Annotated in this window: 22 protein-coding genes; 5 read left to right on the top strand and 17 right to left on the bottom strand. The window is 73.5% G+C overall.

Features of this window, described 5'->3' with window-relative positions; translation table 11 throughout:
- Nucleotides 1-96: 96 nt before the first annotated feature.
- The 10 genes from KCH_RS20985 to KCH_RS20945 form a co-directional block, all read right to left on the bottom strand.
- Complete coding sequence (locus KCH_RS20985) at nt 97-456, bottom strand: NADH-quinone oxidoreductase subunit A (protein WP_035865124.1); 360 nt, start codon at nt 454-456, stop codon at nt 97-99.
- A gap of 415 nt (nt 457-871) precedes the next feature.
- Nucleotides 872-1,780: a DMT family transporter gene (locus tag KCH_RS20980; protein WP_035865123.1), complete on the bottom strand. Its 909-nt coding sequence runs from the start codon at nt 1,778-1,780 to the stop codon at nt 872-874.
- 139 nt (nt 1,781-1,919) lie between these two features.
- Nucleotides 1,920-3,200: a geranylgeranyl reductase family protein gene (locus KCH_RS20975; protein ID WP_035865121.1), complete on the bottom strand. Its 1,281-nt coding sequence runs from the start codon at nt 3,198-3,200 to the stop codon at nt 1,920-1,922.
- Between the two features lie 88 nt (nt 3,201-3,288).
- Entirely contained in the window at nt 3,289-3,984 is a 696-nt protein-coding gene (locus tag KCH_RS20970) for a demethylmenaquinone methyltransferase (RefSeq protein ID WP_035865120.1), read from the bottom strand.
- 44 nt (nt 3,985-4,028) lie between these two features.
- Entirely contained in the window at nt 4,029-4,598 is a 570-nt protein-coding gene (locus KCH_RS20965; protein WP_157032141.1) for a hypothetical protein, read from the bottom strand.
- A 123-nt stretch (nt 4,599-4,721) separates the two neighbouring features.
- Nucleotides 4,722-5,306, bottom strand: a complete 585-nt coding sequence (locus tag KCH_RS20960; RefSeq protein WP_035865118.1) for a hypothetical protein — start codon at nt 5,304-5,306, stop codon at nt 4,722-4,724.
- A 7-nt stretch (nt 5,307-5,313) separates the two neighbouring features.
- Nucleotides 5,314-6,522, bottom strand: coding sequence for a cyclic dehypoxanthinyl futalosine synthase (gene mqnC, locus KCH_RS20955; RefSeq protein ID WP_035865117.1), 1,209 nt, complete (start codon nt 6,520-6,522; stop codon nt 5,314-5,316).
- Nucleotides 6,523-6,600: 78 nt separating this feature from the next.
- Nucleotides 6,601-7,155, bottom strand: a complete 555-nt coding sequence (locus KCH_RS44720) for a hypothetical protein (RefSeq protein WP_051653284.1) — start codon at nt 7,153-7,155, stop codon at nt 6,601-6,603.
- The gene (locus KCH_RS44715; RefSeq protein WP_051653283.1) at nt 7,107-8,075 is read right to left on the bottom strand and encodes a serine/threonine-protein kinase; all 969 of its coding nucleotides are present in this window, start codon (nt 8,073-8,075) and stop codon (nt 7,107-7,109) included. The genes KCH_RS44720 and KCH_RS44715 overlap by 49 nt, the downstream gene beginning before the upstream one ends.
- 123 nt (nt 8,076-8,198) lie before the next feature.
- Nucleotides 8,199-9,098, bottom strand: a complete 900-nt coding sequence (locus KCH_RS20945) for a menaquinone biosynthetic enzyme MqnA/MqnD family protein (RefSeq protein ID WP_035865115.1) — start codon at nt 9,096-9,098, stop codon at nt 8,199-8,201.
- A 388-nt stretch (nt 9,099-9,486) separates the two neighbouring features.
- Between KCH_RS20945 and KCH_RS20940 the strand changes: the two genes are divergently transcribed.
- The 3 genes from KCH_RS20940 to KCH_RS20930 all read left to right on the top strand — a co-directional run bounded on the left by KCH_RS20940 (nt 9,487) and on the right by KCH_RS20930 (nt 11,599).
- Nucleotides 9,487-9,690, top strand: coding sequence for a cold-shock protein (locus KCH_RS20940; RefSeq protein ID WP_031063656.1), 204 nt, complete (start codon nt 9,487-9,489; stop codon nt 9,688-9,690).
- A gap of 230 nt (nt 9,691-9,920) precedes the next feature.
- Nucleotides 9,921-10,952, top strand: coding sequence for a bile acid:sodium symporter family protein (locus KCH_RS20935; RefSeq protein WP_084223800.1), 1,032 nt, complete (start codon nt 9,921-9,923; stop codon nt 10,950-10,952).
- A complete protein-coding gene (locus KCH_RS20930) occupies nt 10,949-11,599 on the top strand; it encodes a DUF1707 SHOCT-like domain-containing protein (RefSeq protein ID WP_341865397.1) in 651 nt (216 codons plus the stop codon). Before KCH_RS20935 ends, KCH_RS20930 begins: the two co-directional genes overlap by 4 nt.
- Here KCH_RS20930 and KCH_RS20925 read toward each other — a convergent pair.
- Both KCH_RS20925 and KCH_RS20920 read right to left on the bottom strand, forming a co-directional pair.
- Nucleotides 11,509-12,057, bottom strand: a complete 549-nt coding sequence (locus tag KCH_RS20925; RefSeq protein WP_035865110.1) for a Uma2 family endonuclease — start codon at nt 12,055-12,057, stop codon at nt 11,509-11,511. The genes KCH_RS20930 and KCH_RS20925 overlap by 91 nt on opposite strands.
- A 119-nt stretch (nt 12,058-12,176) precedes the next feature.
- Complete coding sequence (locus KCH_RS20920; protein WP_035865108.1) at nt 12,177-13,493, bottom strand: dicarboxylate/amino acid:cation symporter; 1,317 nt, start codon at nt 13,491-13,493, stop codon at nt 12,177-12,179.
- Nucleotides 13,494-13,918: 425 nt separating this feature from the next.
- Here KCH_RS20920 and KCH_RS20915 point away from each other — a divergent pair, with 425 nt between their 5' ends.
- Nucleotides 13,919-15,109, top strand: a complete 1,191-nt coding sequence (locus tag KCH_RS20915; protein WP_035865099.1) for an MFS transporter — start codon at nt 13,919-13,921, stop codon at nt 15,107-15,109.
- Between the two features lie 46 nt (nt 15,110-15,155).
- Entirely contained in the window at nt 15,156-15,590 is a 435-nt protein-coding gene (locus KCH_RS20910) for a GNAT family N-acetyltransferase (RefSeq protein ID WP_035865097.1), read from the top strand.
- A gap of 7 nt (nt 15,591-15,597) precedes the next feature.
- On the opposite strand, the gene KCH_RS20905 is transcribed toward KCH_RS20910, so the two are convergent.
- From KCH_RS20905 to KCH_RS20885, 5 genes are all read right to left on the bottom strand, one after another.
- Nucleotides 15,598-16,608, bottom strand: coding sequence for a LacI family DNA-binding transcriptional regulator (locus KCH_RS20905; RefSeq protein WP_051653282.1), 1,011 nt, complete (start codon nt 16,606-16,608; stop codon nt 15,598-15,600).
- A gap of 4 nt (nt 16,609-16,612) precedes the next feature.
- Complete coding sequence (locus KCH_RS20900; RefSeq protein ID WP_035865092.1) at nt 16,613-16,939, bottom strand: DUF4229 domain-containing protein; 327 nt, start codon at nt 16,937-16,939, stop codon at nt 16,613-16,615.
- 74 nt (nt 16,940-17,013) lie between these two features.
- The gene (locus KCH_RS20895; RefSeq protein ID WP_035865090.1) at nt 17,014-17,541 is read right to left on the bottom strand and encodes a GNAT family N-acetyltransferase; all 528 of its coding nucleotides are present in this window, start codon (nt 17,539-17,541) and stop codon (nt 17,014-17,016) included.
- A 22-nt stretch (nt 17,542-17,563) separates the two neighbouring features.
- Complete coding sequence (locus KCH_RS20890) at nt 17,564-18,880, bottom strand: MFS transporter (protein ID WP_035865089.1); 1,317 nt, start codon at nt 18,878-18,880, stop codon at nt 17,564-17,566.
- A gap of 81 nt (nt 18,881-18,961) precedes the next feature.
- A complete protein-coding gene (locus KCH_RS20885; RefSeq protein WP_244305383.1) occupies nt 18,962-20,230 on the bottom strand; it encodes an MFS transporter in 1,269 nt (422 codons plus the stop codon).
- Nucleotides 20,231-20,262: the final 32 nt, after the last annotated feature.

Raw genomic sequence — 20,262 nt, 5'->3', positions numbered from 1 at the left:
CAATGCCTTCGAGTCCGGTGGCTTGTCCGCCAGCTCACAAACAACGCAGCGCGGGCGTCGCAGCTCGGGCGACGCAGCGCGGCGGCGGATCGGGCGTCAGTCCCACTCCAGGCCGCCGCGACGCCAGACGTAGGCGTAGGCGACGAACACGGTGGCGATGAACAGGAGCATCTCGACCAGCCCGAAGATCCCCAGGGCGTCGAAGCTGACCGCCCAGGGGTAGAGGAAGACGATCTCGATGTCGAAGACGATGAACAGCATCGCCGTCAGGTAGTACTTGATCGGGAACCGACCGCCGCCCGTGGGCTGCGGGGTCGGTTCGATGCCGCACTCGTACGCCTCCAACTTGGCCCGGTTGTAGCGCTTCGGGCCGGTGAGCGAGGCCATCACGACGGAGCCGACCGCGAACGCCGCGGCGATGGCACCGAGTACGAGGATCGGCGCGTAGGCATTCATAGCCCCCGCTCCCTCCGTCCAGTCGTCCTTGACTGCAGATCGGAACCACCAGGTCACCAGCGGTGAACCGATGATCCACTTCGTGGGATCCGGCTCCATGTGAGGCAGTTCACAAAGCCAGGTTGGAGCGCATCCTATGCCTGTCTGCTTGTGATCTGCGACACGCAGTTCCCGACGATCTTTGTGATCTTCGCCACCCGACGAAGCCGCCCGGAGCGGGAGGGGTCACCACTGTTCTACCCGGAGCAGGCAATTGGCCACATACAGTCGCAACTCACCGCGAAACGGCTGCCGTTTGGCCACGGCCTATATCAATTCTGCGGCGGAACAGGCAAATTTCGGAGCGATCGGGTTTACGTGATAGGGGAACTCACCCGCGCGACGGACCCCGGTCGGCAGCCGCTTGACCCTTCGTTCACAAGCTCTCGAAGGAGGGCGCGCGGCGCCGCCCCCACTCGGTTCCGGCCAGCACCGCCAGCGCCCCCAGCAGCGCCAGGGGGCCCGGCCGGTCGCCCGCCAGTGCGACCCCGAACACCGCCGCCCAGAGCGGCTCGGTGCCCAGCAGCAGGCTCACCCGCGACGGCGAGCCGGTCCGCACCGCCCACAGCTGCACGAAGAACGCGAACAGCGTGCACAGCAGCGACAGGTACAGCAGCAGTCCCCAGCGCCGCCCGTCGAAGGACGCCGCCACCGCCCACGGCGAGGGCCCGGCCCACGGCGAGGCCGCCGCGAACACCAGGGTGGCGAACGCCAGTTGGACCCAGGTCAGGGCCAGCGGGGGCACCCCGCGCACGGCCCGCAGCCGGGCCGTCGCCAGCACGTTCACGGTCCGTGCGACCGCCGCGCCCAGCACCAGCAGATCGCCCGCGGACGGCGCCCGCAGGCCGCCGTCCCCGGTCAGCAGCGCCACCCCCAGCACCGACAGGCCGGCCGCCGCCAGGAACGCGCCGGACGGGGCGCTGCGGCGCAGCGCGGCCTCGGCGAACGGGGTGAACACCATCGTCAGGCTGATCACCAGCCCCGCGTTGGTCGCCGAGGTGTGCACCGCCCCGTACGTCTCCAGCAGGAACACCGCGCCGAGCACCAGGCCCAGCAGCGCCCCGCCGGCCCACTGACGGGCCGTCAGGGCGCGCAGCTGCCGCCGGGCGGCCAGGCCGAGCACCGGCAGCACCAGGCCGAAGCGCAGCGCCAGCACGGCCACCACGGTGTCCGGCTCGGCGACCCGCTTCACCACCAGGAAGCTCGAACCCCACACCACCGCCACCGCCAGCAGCGGCAGGTCGCGCGCGGCGCGGGGGCGGGCATCGAGGGACGCAACGGCCATGGCAGGACTCCCGGGGAACACCGCAGGGGCCCGTGCGCCGTCGGACGGACAAGATCGCCGCACACTGTCCCGCACGCGAAGGGCGGCGGGCAAGCGGATTCCGCCTGCCCGCCGCCGCTGTCCGGCCGCCGTCCCCCGGTCAGGCCCGGGGCGCGACCTTCGCGAGGCCGTTGATGATCCGGTCCGCGGCGTCGCCGCCGGTCGGGTCGGTGAGGTTGGCCAGCAGCTTGAGGACGAACTTCATCAGCACGGGGTGGGTGAGGCCGCGCTCGGCGGCGATCCGCATCACCCGGTCGTTGCCGATCAGCTTCACGAACGCCCGGCCGAGCGTGTAGTAGCCGCCGTAGGTGTCCTTCAGGATCTGCGGGTAGCGGGCCAGCGCCCGCTCCCGGCCCTCGGGGGTGATCCGGGCCATCGCCTGCACGATGACGCCCGCGGCGAGCTGGCCGGATTCCATCGCATAGGCGATGCCCTCGCCGTTGAACGGGTTGACCATGCCGCCGGCGTCGCCGACCAGCAGCAGGCCGCGGGTGTAGTGCGGCTGCCGGTTGAACGCCATCGGCAGGGCCGCGCCGCGGATCGGCTCGGTCATGTTCTCCGGCGTGTAGCCCCACTCCTCGGGCATGCCGGCGCACCAGCTCTTCAGCACCTCGCGCCAGTTCAGGTCGCCGAACGCGGGCGAGGAGTTGAGGATGCCGAGGCCGACGTTCGAGGTGCCGTCGCCCATGCCGAAGATCCAGCCGTAGCCGGGCAGCAGCTTCTTCTGCCCGCCGCGGGTGTCCCACAGCTCCAGCCACGACTCCAGGTAGTCGTCGTCGTGCCGGGGCGAGGTGAAGTACGTCCGGTAGGCGACGCCCATCGGCCGGGACTCGATCCGGTGCAGGCCCATCGCCAGCGACAGCCGGGTCGAGTTGCCGTCCGCCGCGACCACCAGCGGGGCGTGGAAGGCGACTTCGCGCTTCTCCGGGCCCAGCTTGGCGGTGACGCCGGTGATCCGGCCGGTGCGGTCCTGGATCGGGCCGCTCACGTTGCAGTTCTCGTACAGCCGGGCGCCGGCCTTCTGCGCCTGACGGGCCAGCAGCTCGTCGAAGTCGGCGCGCTTGCGCACCAGTCCGTAGTCGGGGAAGGACGCCAGCTCCGGCCAGTCCAGCTCCAGCCGGACGCCGCCGCCGATGATCCGCAGGCCCTTGTTCGGCAGCCAGCCGGCCTCGGCGGACACGTCGATGCCCATGTCCACCAGCTGCTTGACGGCCCGCGGGGTCAGACCGTCGCCGCACACCTTCTCGCGCGGGAACTCGGTCTTCTCCAGCAGCAGCACGTCCAGGCCCGCCTGGGCCAGCCAGTACGCGGTGGTGGAGCCGGCCGGACCGGCGCCGACCACGATGACGTCGGCGGTGGACTCCACGGCGGTCTCGGTCATTCGGCTCTCTCCTGAGCGCGTCGGGGTCACGGTGGTCGGGTCCGACCCTCCGTCAACGGAACGGTACGGAGCGCCGAACCCTCGCAGTCTACGGGGCCTTGAAGCCGCGGTGGAGGGCGACGATGCCGCCGGTCAGGTTGCGCCAGGCCACCTTCGTCCAGCCGGCCTGCTGCAACTCCGCGGCCAGCGCGGGCTGGTCGGGCCAGGACCGGATCGACTCGGCGAGGTAGACGTACGCCTCCGGGTTCGAGGACACCTTCGTCGCCACCGGCGGCAGCGCCCGCATCAGGTACTCGGTGTACACGGTGCGGAACGGCGTCCACGTCGGGGTGGAGAACTCGCAGATCACCACCTTGCCGCCGGGCTTGGTCACCCGGAGCATCTCGCGCATCGCCGCCTCGTGGTCCTGCACGTTGCGCAGCGCGAAGGAGATCGTCACCGCGTCGAACGACTCGTCCGCGAACGGCAGTCGGGTCGCGTCGCCGGCGGTCAGCGCGAGCTCGGGGTGCCGGTTCTTGCCCTCGGTCAGCATCCCGATCGAGAAGTCGCACGGCACGACGTCCGCGCCGGCCTCCAGGAACGGCAGCGAGGAGGTGCCGGTGCCCGCGCCGAGGTCCAGGATGCGCTGGCCCGCCACGGCCCCCACCGCATCGGCCACCGCGCGGCGCCACAGCCGGGCCTGGCCCAGCGAGAGCACGTCGTTGGTGCGGTCGTACTTGGCCGCGACATCGTCGAACATGGCGGCGACGTCCTGCGGCTGCTTGTCCAGATGGGCTCGGGTCACGCCCCCATTGTTCACCTTGCGGTCCGGACGGCCGCCACCAGGGCTCACCGCAGCGCGCGCCGACCCCCCTTGCGGCGCCGGCGCGTCCGCTTGCCCTGGGTGATCGCGGGCATCCCCTCGGCCGCGAACGCCACCGTGAACCCGGGCGTCCCCTCCCGCCCGGCCACCGGGTGCGCCCGCCGGAAGTGCCGGATCCGCAGCAGGCAGCCCAGGCACAGCAGCACCGCCAGCGGCACCGTGGTCTGCGCCAGTCCCACGCCCACCGGCTGCGGGTAGCGCTTCCCGCACACCCGCACCGCGCCCGCGTCGTCCGCCGCGTGCTCCAGGCAGATCCGGTCGCCGACCTTCGCCTCCGCGGGCAGCCACAGGTCCGCGGCGGTCAGCTTCCGCCCGTCCGCCGCGTACGCGACCTGGCTGTACGTCCCGCTGCCGCCCGGCAGTTGGGTCACGGTGCCCTCGATCCGCACCGGGTGCGCGTTGATCCGGTCCGCCTGGTCGGCCTGCCGCCACCCCAGCAGGCACATCGTGACGGCCACCACCGCGCTCAGCACCGCCCCGACGTACCACCCCCGGCCGGGCCTGGTCCGCGGACGATCAGGTGTGGCGGCTCGCATGCGTCCTGTTCCTGGCTCGGCGGAAGTACTGAACCGGGATCGTAGCCGCTGGTGGACCCTCAGGTCACGGGGAGTCAGAACTCTTGCCTGAACACGACGATGCCCCGCGCCCCCGCCCGTCCGCTACCTCCGCCGGTGGAGCAGCCGTCCGCCCAGGACCGTCGCCAGGCAGCCCGCCCCGGGCCCCGGCTCGTCGAACACCGCGAAGTCCGCCGCTCCCCCGACGGCCAGCGGCCGGTGCACCGCGGCCGGGAGCGCCTGCCCGTCCAGCGGGTCGAGGCTTCCTGACGCGCCGTCACCCGGGAGCACGTGCAGCCCGGAGCGGGCCACCGCCGTGCGGACCGAGGGACGGTCGAACGGGCCCGTCAGGGCCGTCGCGCCGTGGCCGAGCATCCGCTGGAGCCCGCGCCGCGCGCTGCCGCCCCACCGCTCCTCGGTCAGCTCCGCGGGCGGCGGCAGCGGCCGGTCGCCCGACTCCTCCCGCGGGTCCGGGTGGTAGGCGCTCTCCAGCAGCCACCGCCCGTGCCGGTTGACCAGCCCGGGCACCAGGACGCCGTCCCAGGCGCGGACCCTCGCCCCGCGCCCGGCCAGCTCCGCGAACGGCCCGATCGCGGCGACGACCGCGCCGTCGACCAGCACCGCCCCGTCGGTGACCGGCGGGGCGGCGGGGTCGGCCAGCACCAGGCGGGCCCGGTGCAGCGTCAGCACCCGGGGCTCAGTTCGTGGCCAGGATGGTGAGTTCGGGGTGCGCGGTGCCGCCCTCGATCGCGGTGGAGGCGATGTGCGAGGCGACCCGCGGGTCCACCGGGTCGTTGGCCGGGTCGTCGAGGACCCGCAGGTGCTCGTACGTGGTGGAGCGCTGCGCGGGGACGCGGCCCGCGGTGCGGATCAGGTGGATCAGCTCGTGCAGGTTGGACCGGTGCTTGGCGCCGGCCGCGGAGACCACGTTCTCCTCCAGCATCACCGAGCCGAGGTCGTCCGCGCCGTAGTGCAGCGACAGCTGGCCGGCCTCCTTGCCGGTGGTCAGCCAGGAGCCCTGGATGTGGGCGACGTTGTCGAGGAACAGGCGGGCGATGGCGATCATCCGCAGGTACTCGAACACGGTGGCCTGGGTCGAGCCCTTCAGGTGGTTGTTCTGCGGCTGGTAGGTGTAGGGGATGAACGCCCGGAAGCCGCCGGTGCGGTCCTGCACGTCGCGGATCATCCGCAGGTGCTCGATCCGCTCGGCGTTGGTCTCGCCGGTGCCCATCAGCATGGTGGAGGTGGACTCGACGCCCAGCCGGTGCGCGGTCTCCATGATCTCCAGCCAGCGCTCGCCGGACTCCTTCAGCGGGGCGATCGCCTTGCGCGGCCGCTCCGGCAGCAGCTCGGCGCCGGCACCCGCGAACGAGTCCAGGCCGGCGGCGTGGATCCGGGTGATGGCCTCCTCTACGGAGACGCCGGAGATCTTCGCCATGTGCTCGACCTCGGAGGCGCCCAGCGAGTGGATCACCAGCTCGGGGAAGCGCTCCTTGATCGCGGAGAAGTTCTTCTCGTAGTACTCCACGCCGTACTCGGGGTGGTGCCCGCCCTGGAACATGATCTGGGTGCCGCCCAGTTCGACGGTCTCCGCGCAGCGGCGCAGCACCTCGTCGAGCTCCCGCGACCAGCCCTTGTCGCTCTTCGGCGGGACGTAGAACGCGCAGAACTTGCACGCGGTCACGCAGACGTTGGTGTAGTTGATGTTCCGTTCGATGATGTACGTGGCGATGTGCTCCACGCCCGCGTACCGGCGCCGGCGCACCGCGTCGGCGGCCGCGCCGAGCGCGTGCAGCGGGGCCGAACGGTACAGCTCCAGCGCCTCGTCGGCGGTGATCCGGCCGCCCTCGGCCGCACGGTCCAGAACGGCCTGCAGCTGGGCGGCGGAAAGGTTCTGCTCGGACACCTGGCGGGCCTGCTTTCGTCGTCGGAGGGGCGTCCCGCCCAGCCTACGCCAGCGTAATTTCGCCCCTGCCCAGCCCCGCTACTGCTTCGCCAGGTCCCCCTCCGGGTCGGTGCCGAGCTGCGCCCCGGTGACCGCCACGTGCAGGCGGGCGCCGCCGTCCAGCACGGTGTACGTCTGCTTCTCCCGCGCCTCGCTGCACCCGGCCTGCGGGCCCTCCGGCCGCTCCTGCAGGGTGACCGTCCCCGCCTCGACCGACAGCAGGGTGAGCACGCCGCGGCAGACCGTGCTGCTGAACGCGGAGGCGTTGCTGGTCCGACCGACGTCCTCGCCGATCCTCCCCGCCGTGAAGGTGGCGGTGAAGGTGGACGGCAGCGGCACCACCTTGGTGGTGATGGTGCCCCGCCAGGTGCCGAGGAAGGCCTGCGGCAGCGCCTCCCCGTCCGCCGCCGTCCCCTTCCCGGGCGCCCCGTCCTGCCAGGGCAGCTTCCCGGCCGCCGCCAGCCCGCCGAACGCCGCGCCGAGCAGCACCGCCGCGGCCGCCACCGAGGCCCGCACCCGGCCCCGGCCGCGCTTCCGACGGGCCGTCACCGGGCCGTCCAGCTCGGTGGGCGCCCGGTCCGCGACGGCGGGCACGGTCGGGCGGGTGGCGGGGGCGCCGTCGGCCTCCAGGTCGAGCAGTTCGACGGCGGCCCGGCCGACGGCGGCGGCGAGCGGGCCGGGCAGCCAGGTCTCGGGGCCGACGGCGGTCGCGCCGGGGCGAGCCGGGCGCGCAGCTCGGCGGGGGTCGGGCGGTCGGCCGGGTCCTTGGCCAGGCAGGCCGTCACGATCGCGCGCAGTCCGCCGTCCAGGCCGCGCAGTTCGGGTTCCTCGTGGAGCACCCGGTAGAGCAGGACGGCGGCGCTGACGCCCTCGCCGAACGGGGCGGTGCCGGTGGCGGCGAAGGCCAGCACGGCGCCCAGTGCGAAGACGTCTCCGGCCGGGCCGACGGGCGAACCGGCGGCCTGCTCGGGCGACATGAAGCCGGGCGAGCCGACCACGTACCCGCTGTGGGTGAGGGTGGCGGCGGCATCCAGCGCCCGGGCCACCCCAAAGTCGATCAGCCGGGGGCCGTCCAGGGTGAGCAGCACGTTGGACGGTTTGACGTCCCGGTGCACCAGGCCGAGCGCGTGCACCTGTTCCAGGGCCTCGGCGAGCCAGCTGCCGAGGGCGTGCACCGAGGCGGCGGGCAGCGGGCCGCCGGTGTGCACGGCGGCGCCGAGCGAGGGGCCGGCGACGTAGCCGGTGGCCACCCAGGGGCGGGGGCCGTCGGTGTCGGCGTCCAGCACGGGCGCGGTCCACCGGCCGCCCACCCGGCGGGCGGCGGACACCTCCTGCCGGAACCGGGCCCGGAACTCCGGGTCGTCGGCGAGTTCGGGGCGCACCGCCTTGACGGCGACGGTCCGCCCGCCCGCCGTCCGGCCCAGGTAGACCCGCCCCATGCCGCCGGCCCCGAGCCGCCGCAGCAGCCGGTAGTCGCCGATCGTCGACGGGTCGTCAGCCGTCAGCAGCTCCATGACCGTTCCCCTCCGCCCCCGGCTGCCGCCGCTCGGCGTCGGCGTCCCCCACCAGGACCGGTCCGATCATCCCAAAACGACCACCGGCCGGGAACCGTTCACGCCCCGACCGCCGGTGAACCGTCAGGCCGGCACGACCGACCCGGCCGGCTCGGACTCCAGCAGCCGGATCGCCACGTCCGGGGCGAAGCCGCTGTCGTGGGCGACCCGGCGGGCGAACTCGGCCAGGCCGGCCAGCTGCCGCCCGCCCAGCGAGAAGTCCAGCGCCTCGCTGAAGTAGGTCTCCAGCAGCGGCGCGTCGAACGCCTCCCAGCGGGCGGCCTGTTCGGCGACCTTGGCGGCCTCGGCCAGCGAGAGGTCGCGGGACTCCAGGAACGCCCGGTGCACGGCGGCGGTCAGTTCGGGCTGCTGCTCGGCGTACTCGCGGCGGGCGGCCCAGACGGCGAAGACGAACGGCAGGCCGGTCCACTCCTTCCACATCGCGCCGAGGTCGTGCACGGCCAGCCCCTGCCGGGGCGCCTGCTCCAGCGAGGCGCGCAGCGCGGGGTCGCCGATCAGCACGGCGGCGTCGGCCTCGGCGAGCATCGCGTCCAGGTCGGGCGGGCAGCCGAAGTACTCGGGCCGCACCCCTTCGCGCTCCTCCAGCAGCAGCCGGGCCAGCCGGACGGAGGTGCGGCTGGTCGAGCCGAGCGCGACCCGGCGGCCGTCCAGCCGGTCCAGCGGGAGCTTGCTGACGATCACGCAGGACATCACCGGGCCGTCGCTGCCCACCGCGATGTCGGGGAGCACCACCAGCCGGTCGGCGTTGCGCAGGTACTCCACGCAGGTGATCGGGCCGATGTCGAGGTCGCCGGCCACCAGGCGGTCGCTGAGCTTCTCCGGGGTGTCCTTGGTGAGGTCGAGGTCGAGCAGGTTCCCCGTGCGCGCCAGCCCCCAGTAGAGGGGCAGGCAGTTGAGGAACTGGATGTGTCCGACCCGCGGCCTGACCGCGGTCGCCGGCCGTTCGGCGTCCCGACTGCTCACCGTGTACTCCCTTGCCGTTGGTGCTCTTCCGGCAGGGTATGCCTGCCGCTCGGGAGGGTCCGCATCCGGTGCCCGACACACCGTTCGGGGGCGCTCCGACCCGCGCTCCGACACGCTCTCCGACACCCTCGTCGGCCCCTGGTCGGGGCCGCCACCGCGTGCTACCGTTCACTTCAGTTGCAGTTTGATTCCCCTTGCAGTACTTGGAGCCTGCGGAGCGTGTAACCGCAGGCTTTTTGTAATTTTTCAGCAGTATCAGGCATCAATTGAGCTTTGATTGAGCACTGTGCGAAAAACTCCGGGCTCGTCCGGAGGCAGGGCGATCAGCGCAGCGGACCCGGGCGCCACAAGGTGTGGTGTCCACTACGTCCCTTGCAAGGAGAACGGTATGGCGACCGGAACCGTCAAGTGGTTCAACGCCGAGAAGGGCTTCGGCTTCATCGCCCAGGAGGGCGGCGGCCCCGACGTCTTCGTCCACTACTCCGCCATCAACGCGAGCGGCTTCCGCTCGCTGGAGGAGAACCAGGCGGTCAGCTTCGACGTCACCCAGGGCCCGAAGGGCCCGCAGGCCGAGAACGTCGTCGCTATCTGACATCTCTTCACATCTGATCGCTCACGGCCCCTCGGGTCCGTATGAGTAGCAGTTCCCAAGGGGGCCCGCCCGGCGGCGGGCCCCCTGCCTTTTTGCCCGCGCTTTTTCTCCGCGCCACCGCCCGTCCGCATTCCGGACGCAATTCCGGGAATTCCCGGCCGGCCCGGTCCCCCGCCCCGTGCCCCCACCCCGCTCCCGGCGCCGCGGCCCGCGCGGGGGATCATCGAGGCATGCACCGCCTCCGATCCGCCCACCGCGCCCTCGACCGCACGCTGCGCCGGATCGGCGTCGACACCTACCTCCTGCTGCTGCTCGGCACCGTCCTGCTGGCCACCGTGCTGCCCGCCCGTGGGGTCGCCGCGAGCGCCGTCACCGGCGGCGTGCACCTGGCCGTCGGCCTGCTGTTCTTCCTGTACGGCGCCCGGCTCTCCCCGCAGGAGGCGGTGGCCGGCGCCCGGCACTGGCGGCTGCACCTGCTGATCCTGGGCTGCACCTTCGTGCTGTTCCCGCTGCTCGGCGAGGCCACCCGGCTGCTGCCGGACGCGGTGCTGCCGCCGGAGCTGTTCACCGGCGTGCTGTTCCTCACCCTGCTGCCGTCCACCGTGCAGTCCTCGATCGCGTTCACCTCGATCGCCCGCGGCAACGTGGCCGCCGCGATCTGCGCCGCGACCTTCTCCAGCCTGCTGGGCATCGTACTGACCCCGCTGCTGGCGGCCTGGCTGCTGTCCGGCGGGTCCGGGGTCGCGGTGGACGGCGGGCAGGTGCTGGACGTGGTGCTGCAACTGCTGGTGCCGTTCGCCGCCGGGCAGCTGCTGCGCCGCCGGGTCGGGCCGTGGATCGGCCGGCACCGGCTGGTGACCCAGGTGGTGGACCGGGGCTCGATCCTGCTGATCGTCTACAGCGCATTCGGCGAGGGCGTCCGCGAGGGCATCTGGGGCCGGGTCACGGTGGGCCAGCTGCTGGCCCTGGTGGCGATCTCCTCGGTGCTGCTGGGCACGGTGCTGGGCTTCACCCACGTGGTGTCCGGCCGGCTCGGCTTCTCCCGCCCGGACCGGATCACCATCCAGTTCTGCGGCTCCAAGAAGTCCCTGGCCAACGGCCTGCCGCTGGCCGCCATCCTGTTCCCGGCCGGCGCGGTCGGGCTGGCGGTGCTGCCGCTGATGCTGTTCCACCAGATCCAGCTGATGGTCTGTACCGTGCTCGCCCAGCACTGGGCCCGGCAGTCCCCTGACGAAGCGTCAACGGCTAGGCTGCCCGGGTGACTTCACTTCCGGACGGCCCGCACATCCGGGTCGGCGCGGCCGAACGCGACGCCGCCGCCGACCGCCTCCAACAGGCCTACGCCGAGGAACGGATCTCCCGGGAGGAGATGGAGCAGCGCCTCCAGCAGGCGCTCACCGCCGCCACCCGCGCCGAACTCGATCTGGTCACCGCGGACCTGCCCGCCGGCCGCCCGGCCGAGGACGACTCCGCCGCCACCATCGCGACGGCCGGCGGCCGGATCGTCCGCCGCGGCCCCTGGCGGGTGCCCCGCAAGCTGACGGTGGCCTCCGCGTTCGGCAAGGTCCGGCTCGACCTCTCGCACGCGATCATCGACCACCCGGTGGTCGACATCGAGCTCGGCCTGGGCTTCGGCCGGGCCACCATCACCGTCCCGCACAACGCCACCGTCGACGTGGACGGCGTCCAGGGCGGCTGGCAGGACGTCCGCTACCGCCCGCCGCGCTACCCCGCCCCGGCGGCCCGCTCATCCGGATCACCGGCGCCCCCGGCTTCGGCCGCCTCCGCGTCCGCCACGCGCGCGCCCGCTGAGCGGCCTCAGAGCCCCGAGGTGTCCAGCCGGAGTCCGAAGGGCTCCGGCAGGTCGACCGGCGTGCCGAACGGCAGCGGGCCGAGGGTACGGGCGTAGCCGGACGGGCCGGGTTCGGCGAACAGCGTGCACGTCCCGTACCGGCGGTCGACCAGCAGGTAGAGCGGCGCCCCGTACTCGGCGTACCGGCGGGGCTTCACCACCCGGTCGGTGTCGCCGTCCGCCTCGGAGGTCACCTCGACCACCAGCAGGGTCTGTTCGGGGAGCAGCGCGCCGCCGTCCCTGGTGAGCGGGGCGGGCACCACCGCCACGTCCGGGACGAACCAGTTGCTGGAGCCGGGGAGGTCGAGGTCTCCCGCCCCCATCACGCAGTCCAGGGCCCGGACCCGGTCGTTGAGCTGGCTGCGCAGCCGGCTGGCGGCCGCCTCGTCGTCCCAGCCGGACGCGAGCGGCTCGACGATGCCTTCGACGATCTGGACCCGCTCGCTGACGTGGTGCTGGATCGCGTACTTGAGGGCCTGTTCCGGATCGACAGAGTCGTAGGGCAGAGCAGTCATCGACCCCTCCTTCGTCGGCCCCACGCTACTGATCCGCCCAGCCCGGCCCAAGGAGTCTCACTCCAACGAGCGACGGCCCGCACCCCCTGCGGGGTGCGGGCCGTCGGTGCGGGCGGGCGTCAGGCGGCGGCGACGACCGCGACCGGACGGTCCTCGGCGAGCAGGTCGCCGGTGGGGTTGTTGTACGCGGTGAGGTCGAGGGTCTTCTCGCGGGCCGAGACCAGGATCGGGACGACGACCTGACCGGCCACGTTGGTGGCGGTGCGCATCATGTCGAGGATCGGGTCGATGGCCAGCAGCAGGCCGACGCCCTCCAGCGGCAGGCCCAGGGTGGAGAGGGTCAGGGTGAGCATCACGATCGCGCCGGTGAGGCCGGCGGTGGCCGCGGAGCCGATCACCGAGACGAAGGCGATCAGCAGGTAGTCGCCGATGCCGAGGTCGATGCCGTAGACCTGGGCGACGAAGATCGCGGCCAGCGACGGGTAGATCGCGGCGCAGCCGTCCATCTTGGTGGTCGCGCCGAACGGGACGGCGAACGAGGCGTACTCGGACGGGACGCCGAGGCGCTCGGTGACCCGGCGGGTGACCGGCAGGGTGCCGACCGAGGAGCGGGAGACGAAGGCCAGCTGGATCGCGGGCCAGGCGCCCTTGAAGAAGTTCAGCGGGTTGAGGCCGCCGACGAAGCGCAGCAGCAGCGAGTAGACGCCGAACAGGACCAGCGCGCAGCCGACGTAGACGTCGACGGTCAGCGTGGTGAAGGGCTTGAGCAGGTCCCAGCCGTAGACCGCGACGGACTTGCCGATCAGGCCGAGGGTGCCGAGCGGGGCGAGCCGGATGACCCACCACAGGGCGGTCTGGACGAGTTCGAGGACGGACTCGGAGAGCTTGGCGACCGGGGCGGCCTTCTCGCCGATCTTCAGGATCGCGGCGCCGACCACCACGCCGAGGAAGACGATCTGGAGGACGTTCACCTTCAGGAAGGCGTCCGCGATGTTGGTTGGGATGATGCCGGTCAGGAAGTCGACCCAGGTGCCGCCCTTCTCCACGCCCTTGAGGCCCTGGGTGGAGAGGTGGGCGCCCTTGCCGGGGTCGGTGAGCAGGCCGAGGCCCAGGCCGATGGCGACGGCGATCAGCGAGGTGGCGAGGAACCAGAACAGCGTGCGGGCGGCCAGCCGGGCGGCGTTGGTGACGTTCCGCAGGTTGGCGACCGAGACGACGATCGCGGTGAAGACCAGCGGCGGGACGGCCAGCTTGAGCAGCTGGACGAAGGTCTTGCCGATGGTGTCGAGCGTGGTGGTGAGCCACGAGACGTCGCCGGCTCGGGCGATCCAGCCGAACAGCAGGCCGAGGACCAGGCCGGCGACGATCTGGGCCCAGAACGGGGTGCGGCGGATGCGTCCCAGCAGTGTGGGTGCGGGCGCGGGCGCGGTGGACATGGGTGTGCGACTCCGGTGAGGTGCAGGGGTGGGGTGGGGGCGGAGGCGGCGGCACGGGGGACGCGGGCCGGGTAAGGAGACCCGGGGGCCGGCAGCGGGAGCTGCCGGGGCGTCAGCGGCGTGCCGCCCGCATACAGCCGCCGGAGCGACAGCGGCACGGGCCGTCCACGGCACCGGGCAGACGCGGGCAGCGGGACACGAGCGGGGTGCTCGTCCCGTCCTGGCGCGCGGCGTCTGCGGTGGTCATGGTCGGTAGATTAGCAACAAACCTTTGAGATGTTCAAAGTACTTGTTTGAGGTCGTCCCCGAACGACCCTTTCCTGACTGTCCATCAGCTCGAACGGCCCATTCCGGGCAGCTTTGACGCCCATCCGGTTATACGTATAACTTGAGGTGCTCCCCCAGACCACGCCGGAAGGACGCCCATGGGCTACGCCGCACTGCTCCGCGCCCCGCACGTCACCCGGCTGCTGGTCGGCACCCTGGTCGGACGGCTGCCCGCCGGCATGACCGCCCTGGTCATCGCCCTCGCCCTGCGCGAGGCCGGCACCCCGTACAGCCGGATCGGCCTGGCCACCGCCGCCTACGCGATCGCCGCCGCGGTCGGCGGGCCGGTGCTCGGCCGGATCGTCGACCTCACCGGCCAGCCCCGCGTGCTGCTCGCCTCCGCCGTCGCCGCCGGCGGCGGCTACGCGCTGCTCGCCCTCGCCCCCGGCTCCCCCGTCGCCGCCCCGCTCGGCGCGGCGGTCGCCGGCCTGTGCATGCCGCCGCTGGAGCCCTGCCTGCGCTCGCTCTGGCCGGACGTCGTCGAGGAGGAGCAGCTCGACACCGCGTACGCCTTCGACTCCGCCTCCCAGCAGGTGCTGTACGTGGCCGGGCCGCTCGCCGTCGCCGGGATCGCCGCCGCGTTCTCGCCGTCCACAGCCCTGTGGACGGCGGCCGCGCTCGGCCTGGTCGGCGCGCTGGTGGTCGCCACCGCCGCCCCCGCCCGCAACTGGCAGGCCCCGCCGCGCGCGGCCTCCGCCGGGCTGCTCGGCCCGCTGCGCTCCCCCGGCCTGGTCCTGCTGCTGCTCGGGCTGAGCGGCGCCGGCTGGACGGTCGGCGCGCAGGCCGTGCTGTTCATCGCCTACGCCGAGCAGCACCCCGGCGGCCTTCCCGGCGGCGGCGGCACCCTGCTGGCGATGGCCGCGCTGGCCGGCCTGCTCGGCGCGCTCGCCTACGGCGCGGCCTCCTGGAAGGCCGACACCGCCACCCGCACCTGGATCCTCGCGCTGGTGATGGCGGCCGGCTCGCTGCCGCTGCTGCTCCTGCCCGGCCCGCTGCCGATGGCCGCCCTGGCCTTCGTCTCCGGCCTCGGCCTGGCCCCGCTGCTGGCCGCCGCGTTCGTCCTGGTCGCCGAGCTCGCGCCGGCCGGCACCGTCACCGAGGCGTTCGCCTGGCTGGTCACCCTGTTCGCCACCGGCAACGCGGCCGGCTCGGCGACCTCCGGCCTGCTGGTCGACACCTCGCTGCAGGCCGTCGCGCTGTGCTCGGTCGCCGGCATCGCCCTCGGCGGCCTGCTGCTGCTCGCCGCCCGCGCCCGGCTCCGTCCCGTCCCGGTCGCACTGGCCGCCTGAACAAACCGCTCGCCCGCACCGCCCGCGGCCTGCTTGGATGCGCCGCATGACGAGCATCCGGCTGCCCGCGGGCTACACCGTGTCCACCGATCCGACCCTCCTCGACCGCGAGTCGGTGCACCGCTGGCTCTCCGAGGACTCCTACTGGGCGCTCGGCCGGCCCCGCGAGAAGCAGGACCGGGCGATCGACCACTCGCTCAACTTCGGCCTGTACGAGGACGCGTCCGGCGCCCAGGTCGGCTACGCCCGGGTGGTCACCGACCACGCCACCTTCGCCTGGCTGTGCGACGTGTACATCGCCCGGGAGGCCCGCGGCCGCGGCCTGGGCACCGCGCTGACCGCCGCGGTCCGCGACGGGCTGGCCGAACTCGGGCTGCGCCGCCTGCTGCTGGCCACCCGGGACGCCCACGAGGTGTACGCCAAGGTCGGCTTCGCCCCGCTCGCGCTACCCGAGAAGTGGATGCTGCTCGGCGAGCAGTGACGGCCCCTCAGCCCGCCGCGGTGGACCGCCGCACCACCAGCGTGGTCGCCAACGGCCCGGCCGGCGGCGGCAGTTCGCCGCCCAGCAGGGCGACCAGGGTGGCCAGGCCGGTCCGGCCGAGCTGCTCGCCCGGCAGGTCGACGGTGGTCAGCGGCGGGCTGAGCAGCTCCGCCACCGGGATGTTGTCCATGCCGACCACCGACAGGTCGCCGGGGATCCTGAGCCCCAGCTCGTTCGCCGCCTGGTACAGCCCCGAGGCCACCACGTCGTCGTCGCACACCACCGCCCGCGGCCGGTCCGGCCCGGCCAGCAGCTCCCGCGCGGCCCGGGCCGCCTCCCGGCTGCCCTCGTTCAGGCTGACCGCCCGCTCCTGCACCTCCAGCTGCGCGGACGCCGCGGCGAACGCGGCCTGCCGGACCCGGAAGGTGTACGCGGAGTGCACCGAGCGCAGGTACCCGATCCGCCGGTGGCCGAGCGCCGCCAGGTGGTCGACGGCGGCGCGCATGCCCGCCGTCAGGTCCAGCTCGACGGTGGGGCGGCCGGGGTTGGCCGCCGGGTCGGCGTCCAGGAACACCGCCGCGGTGTCGGCGGGCAGCGCGCCGAGCTGCTTGTCGTCGGGGGAGCAGACCAGCATGCCGTCGAACCGCCCGGCGGCGGCCGCCTCGGCGAGCGTCGCCGCGTCCCAGCCGCTGGAGACCACCACCGACAGGCCGTGCCGGGCCGCCTCCTCGTGGACGCCGGTCAGCACCCGGCCGAAGAACGGGCCGAGCAGGTTCGGCACCGCCAGCAGCACCATGCCGCTGCGGCCCAGCCGCAGCTGCCGGCCGGCCGCCTGCGGGCGGTAGCCGAGCTCCCGGGCGGCGGCGTGGATCCGCTCCCGGGTGGCGTCCGAGACCCGGTGCCCGGCGCTGCCGGAGAACACCAGCGAGACGGTGGCCTGCGACACCCCGGCCAGCCGGGCCACGTCCCGCCCGGTCGGCCGTCGCCGCGCCCCCTCGCCGGACCCGGAGTCCGACACGCCGTCAGCCGGCCTGGGCCTGCCGGGCGGCGGCCCGGGCCGCGTCGTCCGCCTCGTCCTCCGCGGAGTCCCGGACGGCCGCGCGCGCCTTGCGGGCCTCGACCCGGGCGGCGATCTGCGCCGACATCTCGTCGCGCTGCTTGCTCAACACCACGTAGCTGATCGCCGAGGACGCCACCATCGCCAGTGCGAACAGGATGATCAGACCGAGGTCGCCGACCACCGGGATCACCTTGAAGTGGCCCAGCAGCAGGGCGACCAGCAGACACGCCAGGAAGATGCTCGCCCGCAGCGAGGTGTAGCGGAGCGTCGCGTTGATCTTGCTGCTCACCGGGGATCGTCCTTCACTGCCGGGTCGCGCCGCGGGGCGCGCGGGGGTAATGGCCCTCCCAGTGAAGCACGACCTCACACCGCTCCGGCGCGCAGGTCGAGCCACATCGTCACGTCGTCGCGGTCGTCCCCCGGGGCCACCCGGATGGCGCCCGGCACCCGGCCGACCTCGACGTAGCCGCTGCGGCCGTAGAACTCCTCCAGGCCGTGCCCGCCGCGCAGGGTGAGCCGCAGGCCGGCCAGTCCCCAGCCGCGGGCCACCCGCTCGGCCTCGGCGAGCAGCTCCGCGCCGTAGCCCAGGCCCTGGAAGTCGGGGTGAACCATCACCCGCTTCAGCATCCGCCAGTGGTCCATCAGCCCGAACCGCATGTCCTCCACGAACAGCACCGCCGCCAGCCGGCCGCCGGGCTCGTACCCGACCAGCAGCCGGTCCGTCCCCAGCTCGGCGAAGTGCCGCTCGGCGACCGCTCCGACCTCCGCCGCCGTCACCGGCGGCACGAACCCGACCGCGCCCCCGGCGTTCGAGACGTCCGTCCACAGCGCGACGATGTCGGCACGCAGCTCAGGGGTCGGGGCGGGGTCGAGAACGAAACGCAGTGTCATGGTCAATCAGGGTACGCGACCATTACACGGCGGGGGCGAGGGGAGCCCCGCCACGGGTCCGCGAGGCGCCCTTCAGCGCCAGGCAGCACCCCACCGCGACGGCGCACAGCGCCCCCGCCGCGTACCAGGTCGCGTCGTAGTCGCCGAACCGGTCGCGGGCCACGCCCGCCAGCCCCGCGACGATCGCCGCACCCACCTGGTGGGCCGCCAGCACCCACCCGAAGACGATCGGCGCGTCCGCCCCGAAGTGCCGCCGGCAGAGCGCCACCGTCGGCGGGACGGTGGCGACCCAGTCCAGGCCGTAGAAGACCACGAAGGCGAGGATCGGCGGCCGCAGGCTCTCCCCGAACAGCGAGGGCAGCAGGAGCAGCGAGAGCCCGCGCAGCCCGTAGTAGGTGATCAGCAGCCGGGTGGAGTCGAAGCGGTCGGTGAACCAGCCGGAGGCGATCGTGCCGGCCACGTCGAAGACGCCGATCAGGGCGAGCAGCGAGGCGCCGGTGGTGACGGGCATGCCGTGGTCGTGCGCGGCGGGGATGAAGTGGGTGCCGACCAGGCCGGCGGTGGTCGCGCCGCAGATCGCGAAGGACGCGGCGAGCAGCCAGAACGCCCGGCTGCGGGCGGCGTCGCGCAGCACCCGCAGCGAGCGGGCGATCGCCGAGCCGTCGACGACCGGCGGGGCGGGCGCCTCGGTCGCGCCGTAGGGCAGCAGCCCGAGGTCGGCGGGGCGCTCCCGCATCAGCAGCAGCACCGGGACGGCGACGGCGGTCGCGGCGAGCGAGATGACGACGACGGCGGTCCGCCACCCCTGGTGCTCGACCAGCGCGGCCATCACCGGCATGAAGATCAGGTTCCCGGCGGCGCCCGCGGCGGTCAGCACGCCGGTGACCAGCCCCTGCCGGGCCTGGAACCAGCGTCCGGAGATGGTGGTGGCGAAGGCGCCGGCCATCGAGCCGCTGCCGAGTCCGACCAGCACGCCCCAGCAGAGGATCAGCTGCCAGGCGGAGGTCATCAGGATGGTCAGGCCGGAGCCGGTGGCGATGGTGAGCAGCGCGCAGACCACCACCAGGCGGACGCCGAAGCGGTCCATCAGGGCGGCGGCGAACGGGGCGGTGAGGCCGTACAGGGTGAGGTTGACCGAGACGGCGCTGGAGATGGTGGCGTGCGACCAGCCGAACTCGTTGTGCAGGGCGTCCATCATCAGGCCGGGCGCGGAGCGGAAGCCGGCCGAGCCGACCAGGACGACCAGCGAGACGGCGGCGACGATCCAGCCGTAGTGCAGGCGGGGGGCGGGCCGGGGCGGGGCCGGGTCCGCGACGGGCGTACCGGTGAGTTCGTTCACCCGCCGAGTCTGCGTTCCCGGGCCCCGCCCGCACGACGGGGTTTGCTGCCATCCACCGTCGAGATCCGGACGTCCGTCCGGTCAGTGCCCGCCGGCCACCGGCCCGCCGTCGGGGACCCGGCGCAGGCCGCGGATGGGCGGGCTGAGCAGCAGCGCGGCGGCGGTCAGCACGGTGACGACGCCGCCGAGCACCAGCACCCGCTGCGCGCCGAACGCCTCCATGGCGGGGCCGGCCAGCGCGGAGCCGAGCGGGAACATGCAGACGGAGCCGGCCACCTCGTACGCGTGGATGCGGTTGAGGACCTCGCCGGGCACCTGGGTCTGCACGCTGGTGGCCCACATGACGCCCCAGAAGCTGATGCCGATTCCGGAGATCAGCTGGGCGGCGCCGAGCACCGGCCAGGGCAGGTCGAAGGCGAGCGCGAACTGCTGGACGGGGAAGGCGAGGACGGCGATCGCGCCGGCGGCGAGCGGCCGGGCGGGCTTGAGCCGGATCGCGATCAGGCCGCCGACCACGGTGCCGGCGCCGAACATGCCGTTCAGGACGCCGAACACGGTGCCGCCGTGCTCGGGCACCACCAGCGAGCCGAACAGCGGGGTGAGGGGGCCCCAGGAGAGCACCGTGAAGATCATCCAGATCAGGATGACGCCCCACATCCAGCTGCGGGCGCGGAACTCGTGCCAGCCCTCGACGAGGTTGCGCCACAGGCTGTCGCCGGGCGGCGGGGCGGGGACCGGGCCGAGCCGCAGGGCGAGCAGCGCGGTGGCGCTGACCGCGTACATGGTGCCGGCGATGACCATCACCCAGCCGGTGGAGGCGGCGGCCAGCAGGCCGGCCAGCGGCGGGCCGGCCAGCGTGGTGAGCGCCTCGGAGATGCGCAGCACGCCGTTGGCGCCCTGCACGTCGCGGGCCACCAGCGGGACGGTGGAGGCGGCGCCGGGCTGGAACATGGCGGCGGCGGTGCCGGCCAGCGCGAGCAGCAGGTACAGCTGCCAGAGCTGGTCGATGCCGCGGAAGAACAGCACCGCGAGCAGCACCCGGGTGGTGAGGTTGAGCAGGTCGGCGAAGATCATCAGCCGGCGGGCGGTGAACCGGTCCGCGAGGACGCCGCCGACCAGCACCAGGCCGGCGAACGGGGCGAGCAGGAAGGCCATCGCGTAGCCGACGGTGGAGGCGGTGTGGCCGGTGGTGAGGAGTCCGGTGGTGACGGCCACCGGGAGCATCGCGTCGCTCAGCAGGCCGGCCGAGCGGGCGGTGAAGTAGAGCCGGAAGTTGCCCGACCAGATGGCGGGGCCGACGGGGGTGCTGACGCGCGCGGTGGGGGCGGTGTGGAGTTCTGGGGCGGTCACGTCCCACAGTTTTGGTCCAGACCACCTGAGGT

The sequence above is a fragment of the Kitasatospora cheerisanensis KCTC 2395 genome, assembly GCF_000696185.1.
Taxonomy (GTDB): Bacteria; Actinomycetota; Actinomycetes; order Streptomycetales; family Streptomycetaceae; genus Kitasatospora; species Kitasatospora cheerisanensis.
This window is presented reverse-complemented; position numbering and strand designations above follow the sequence as displayed.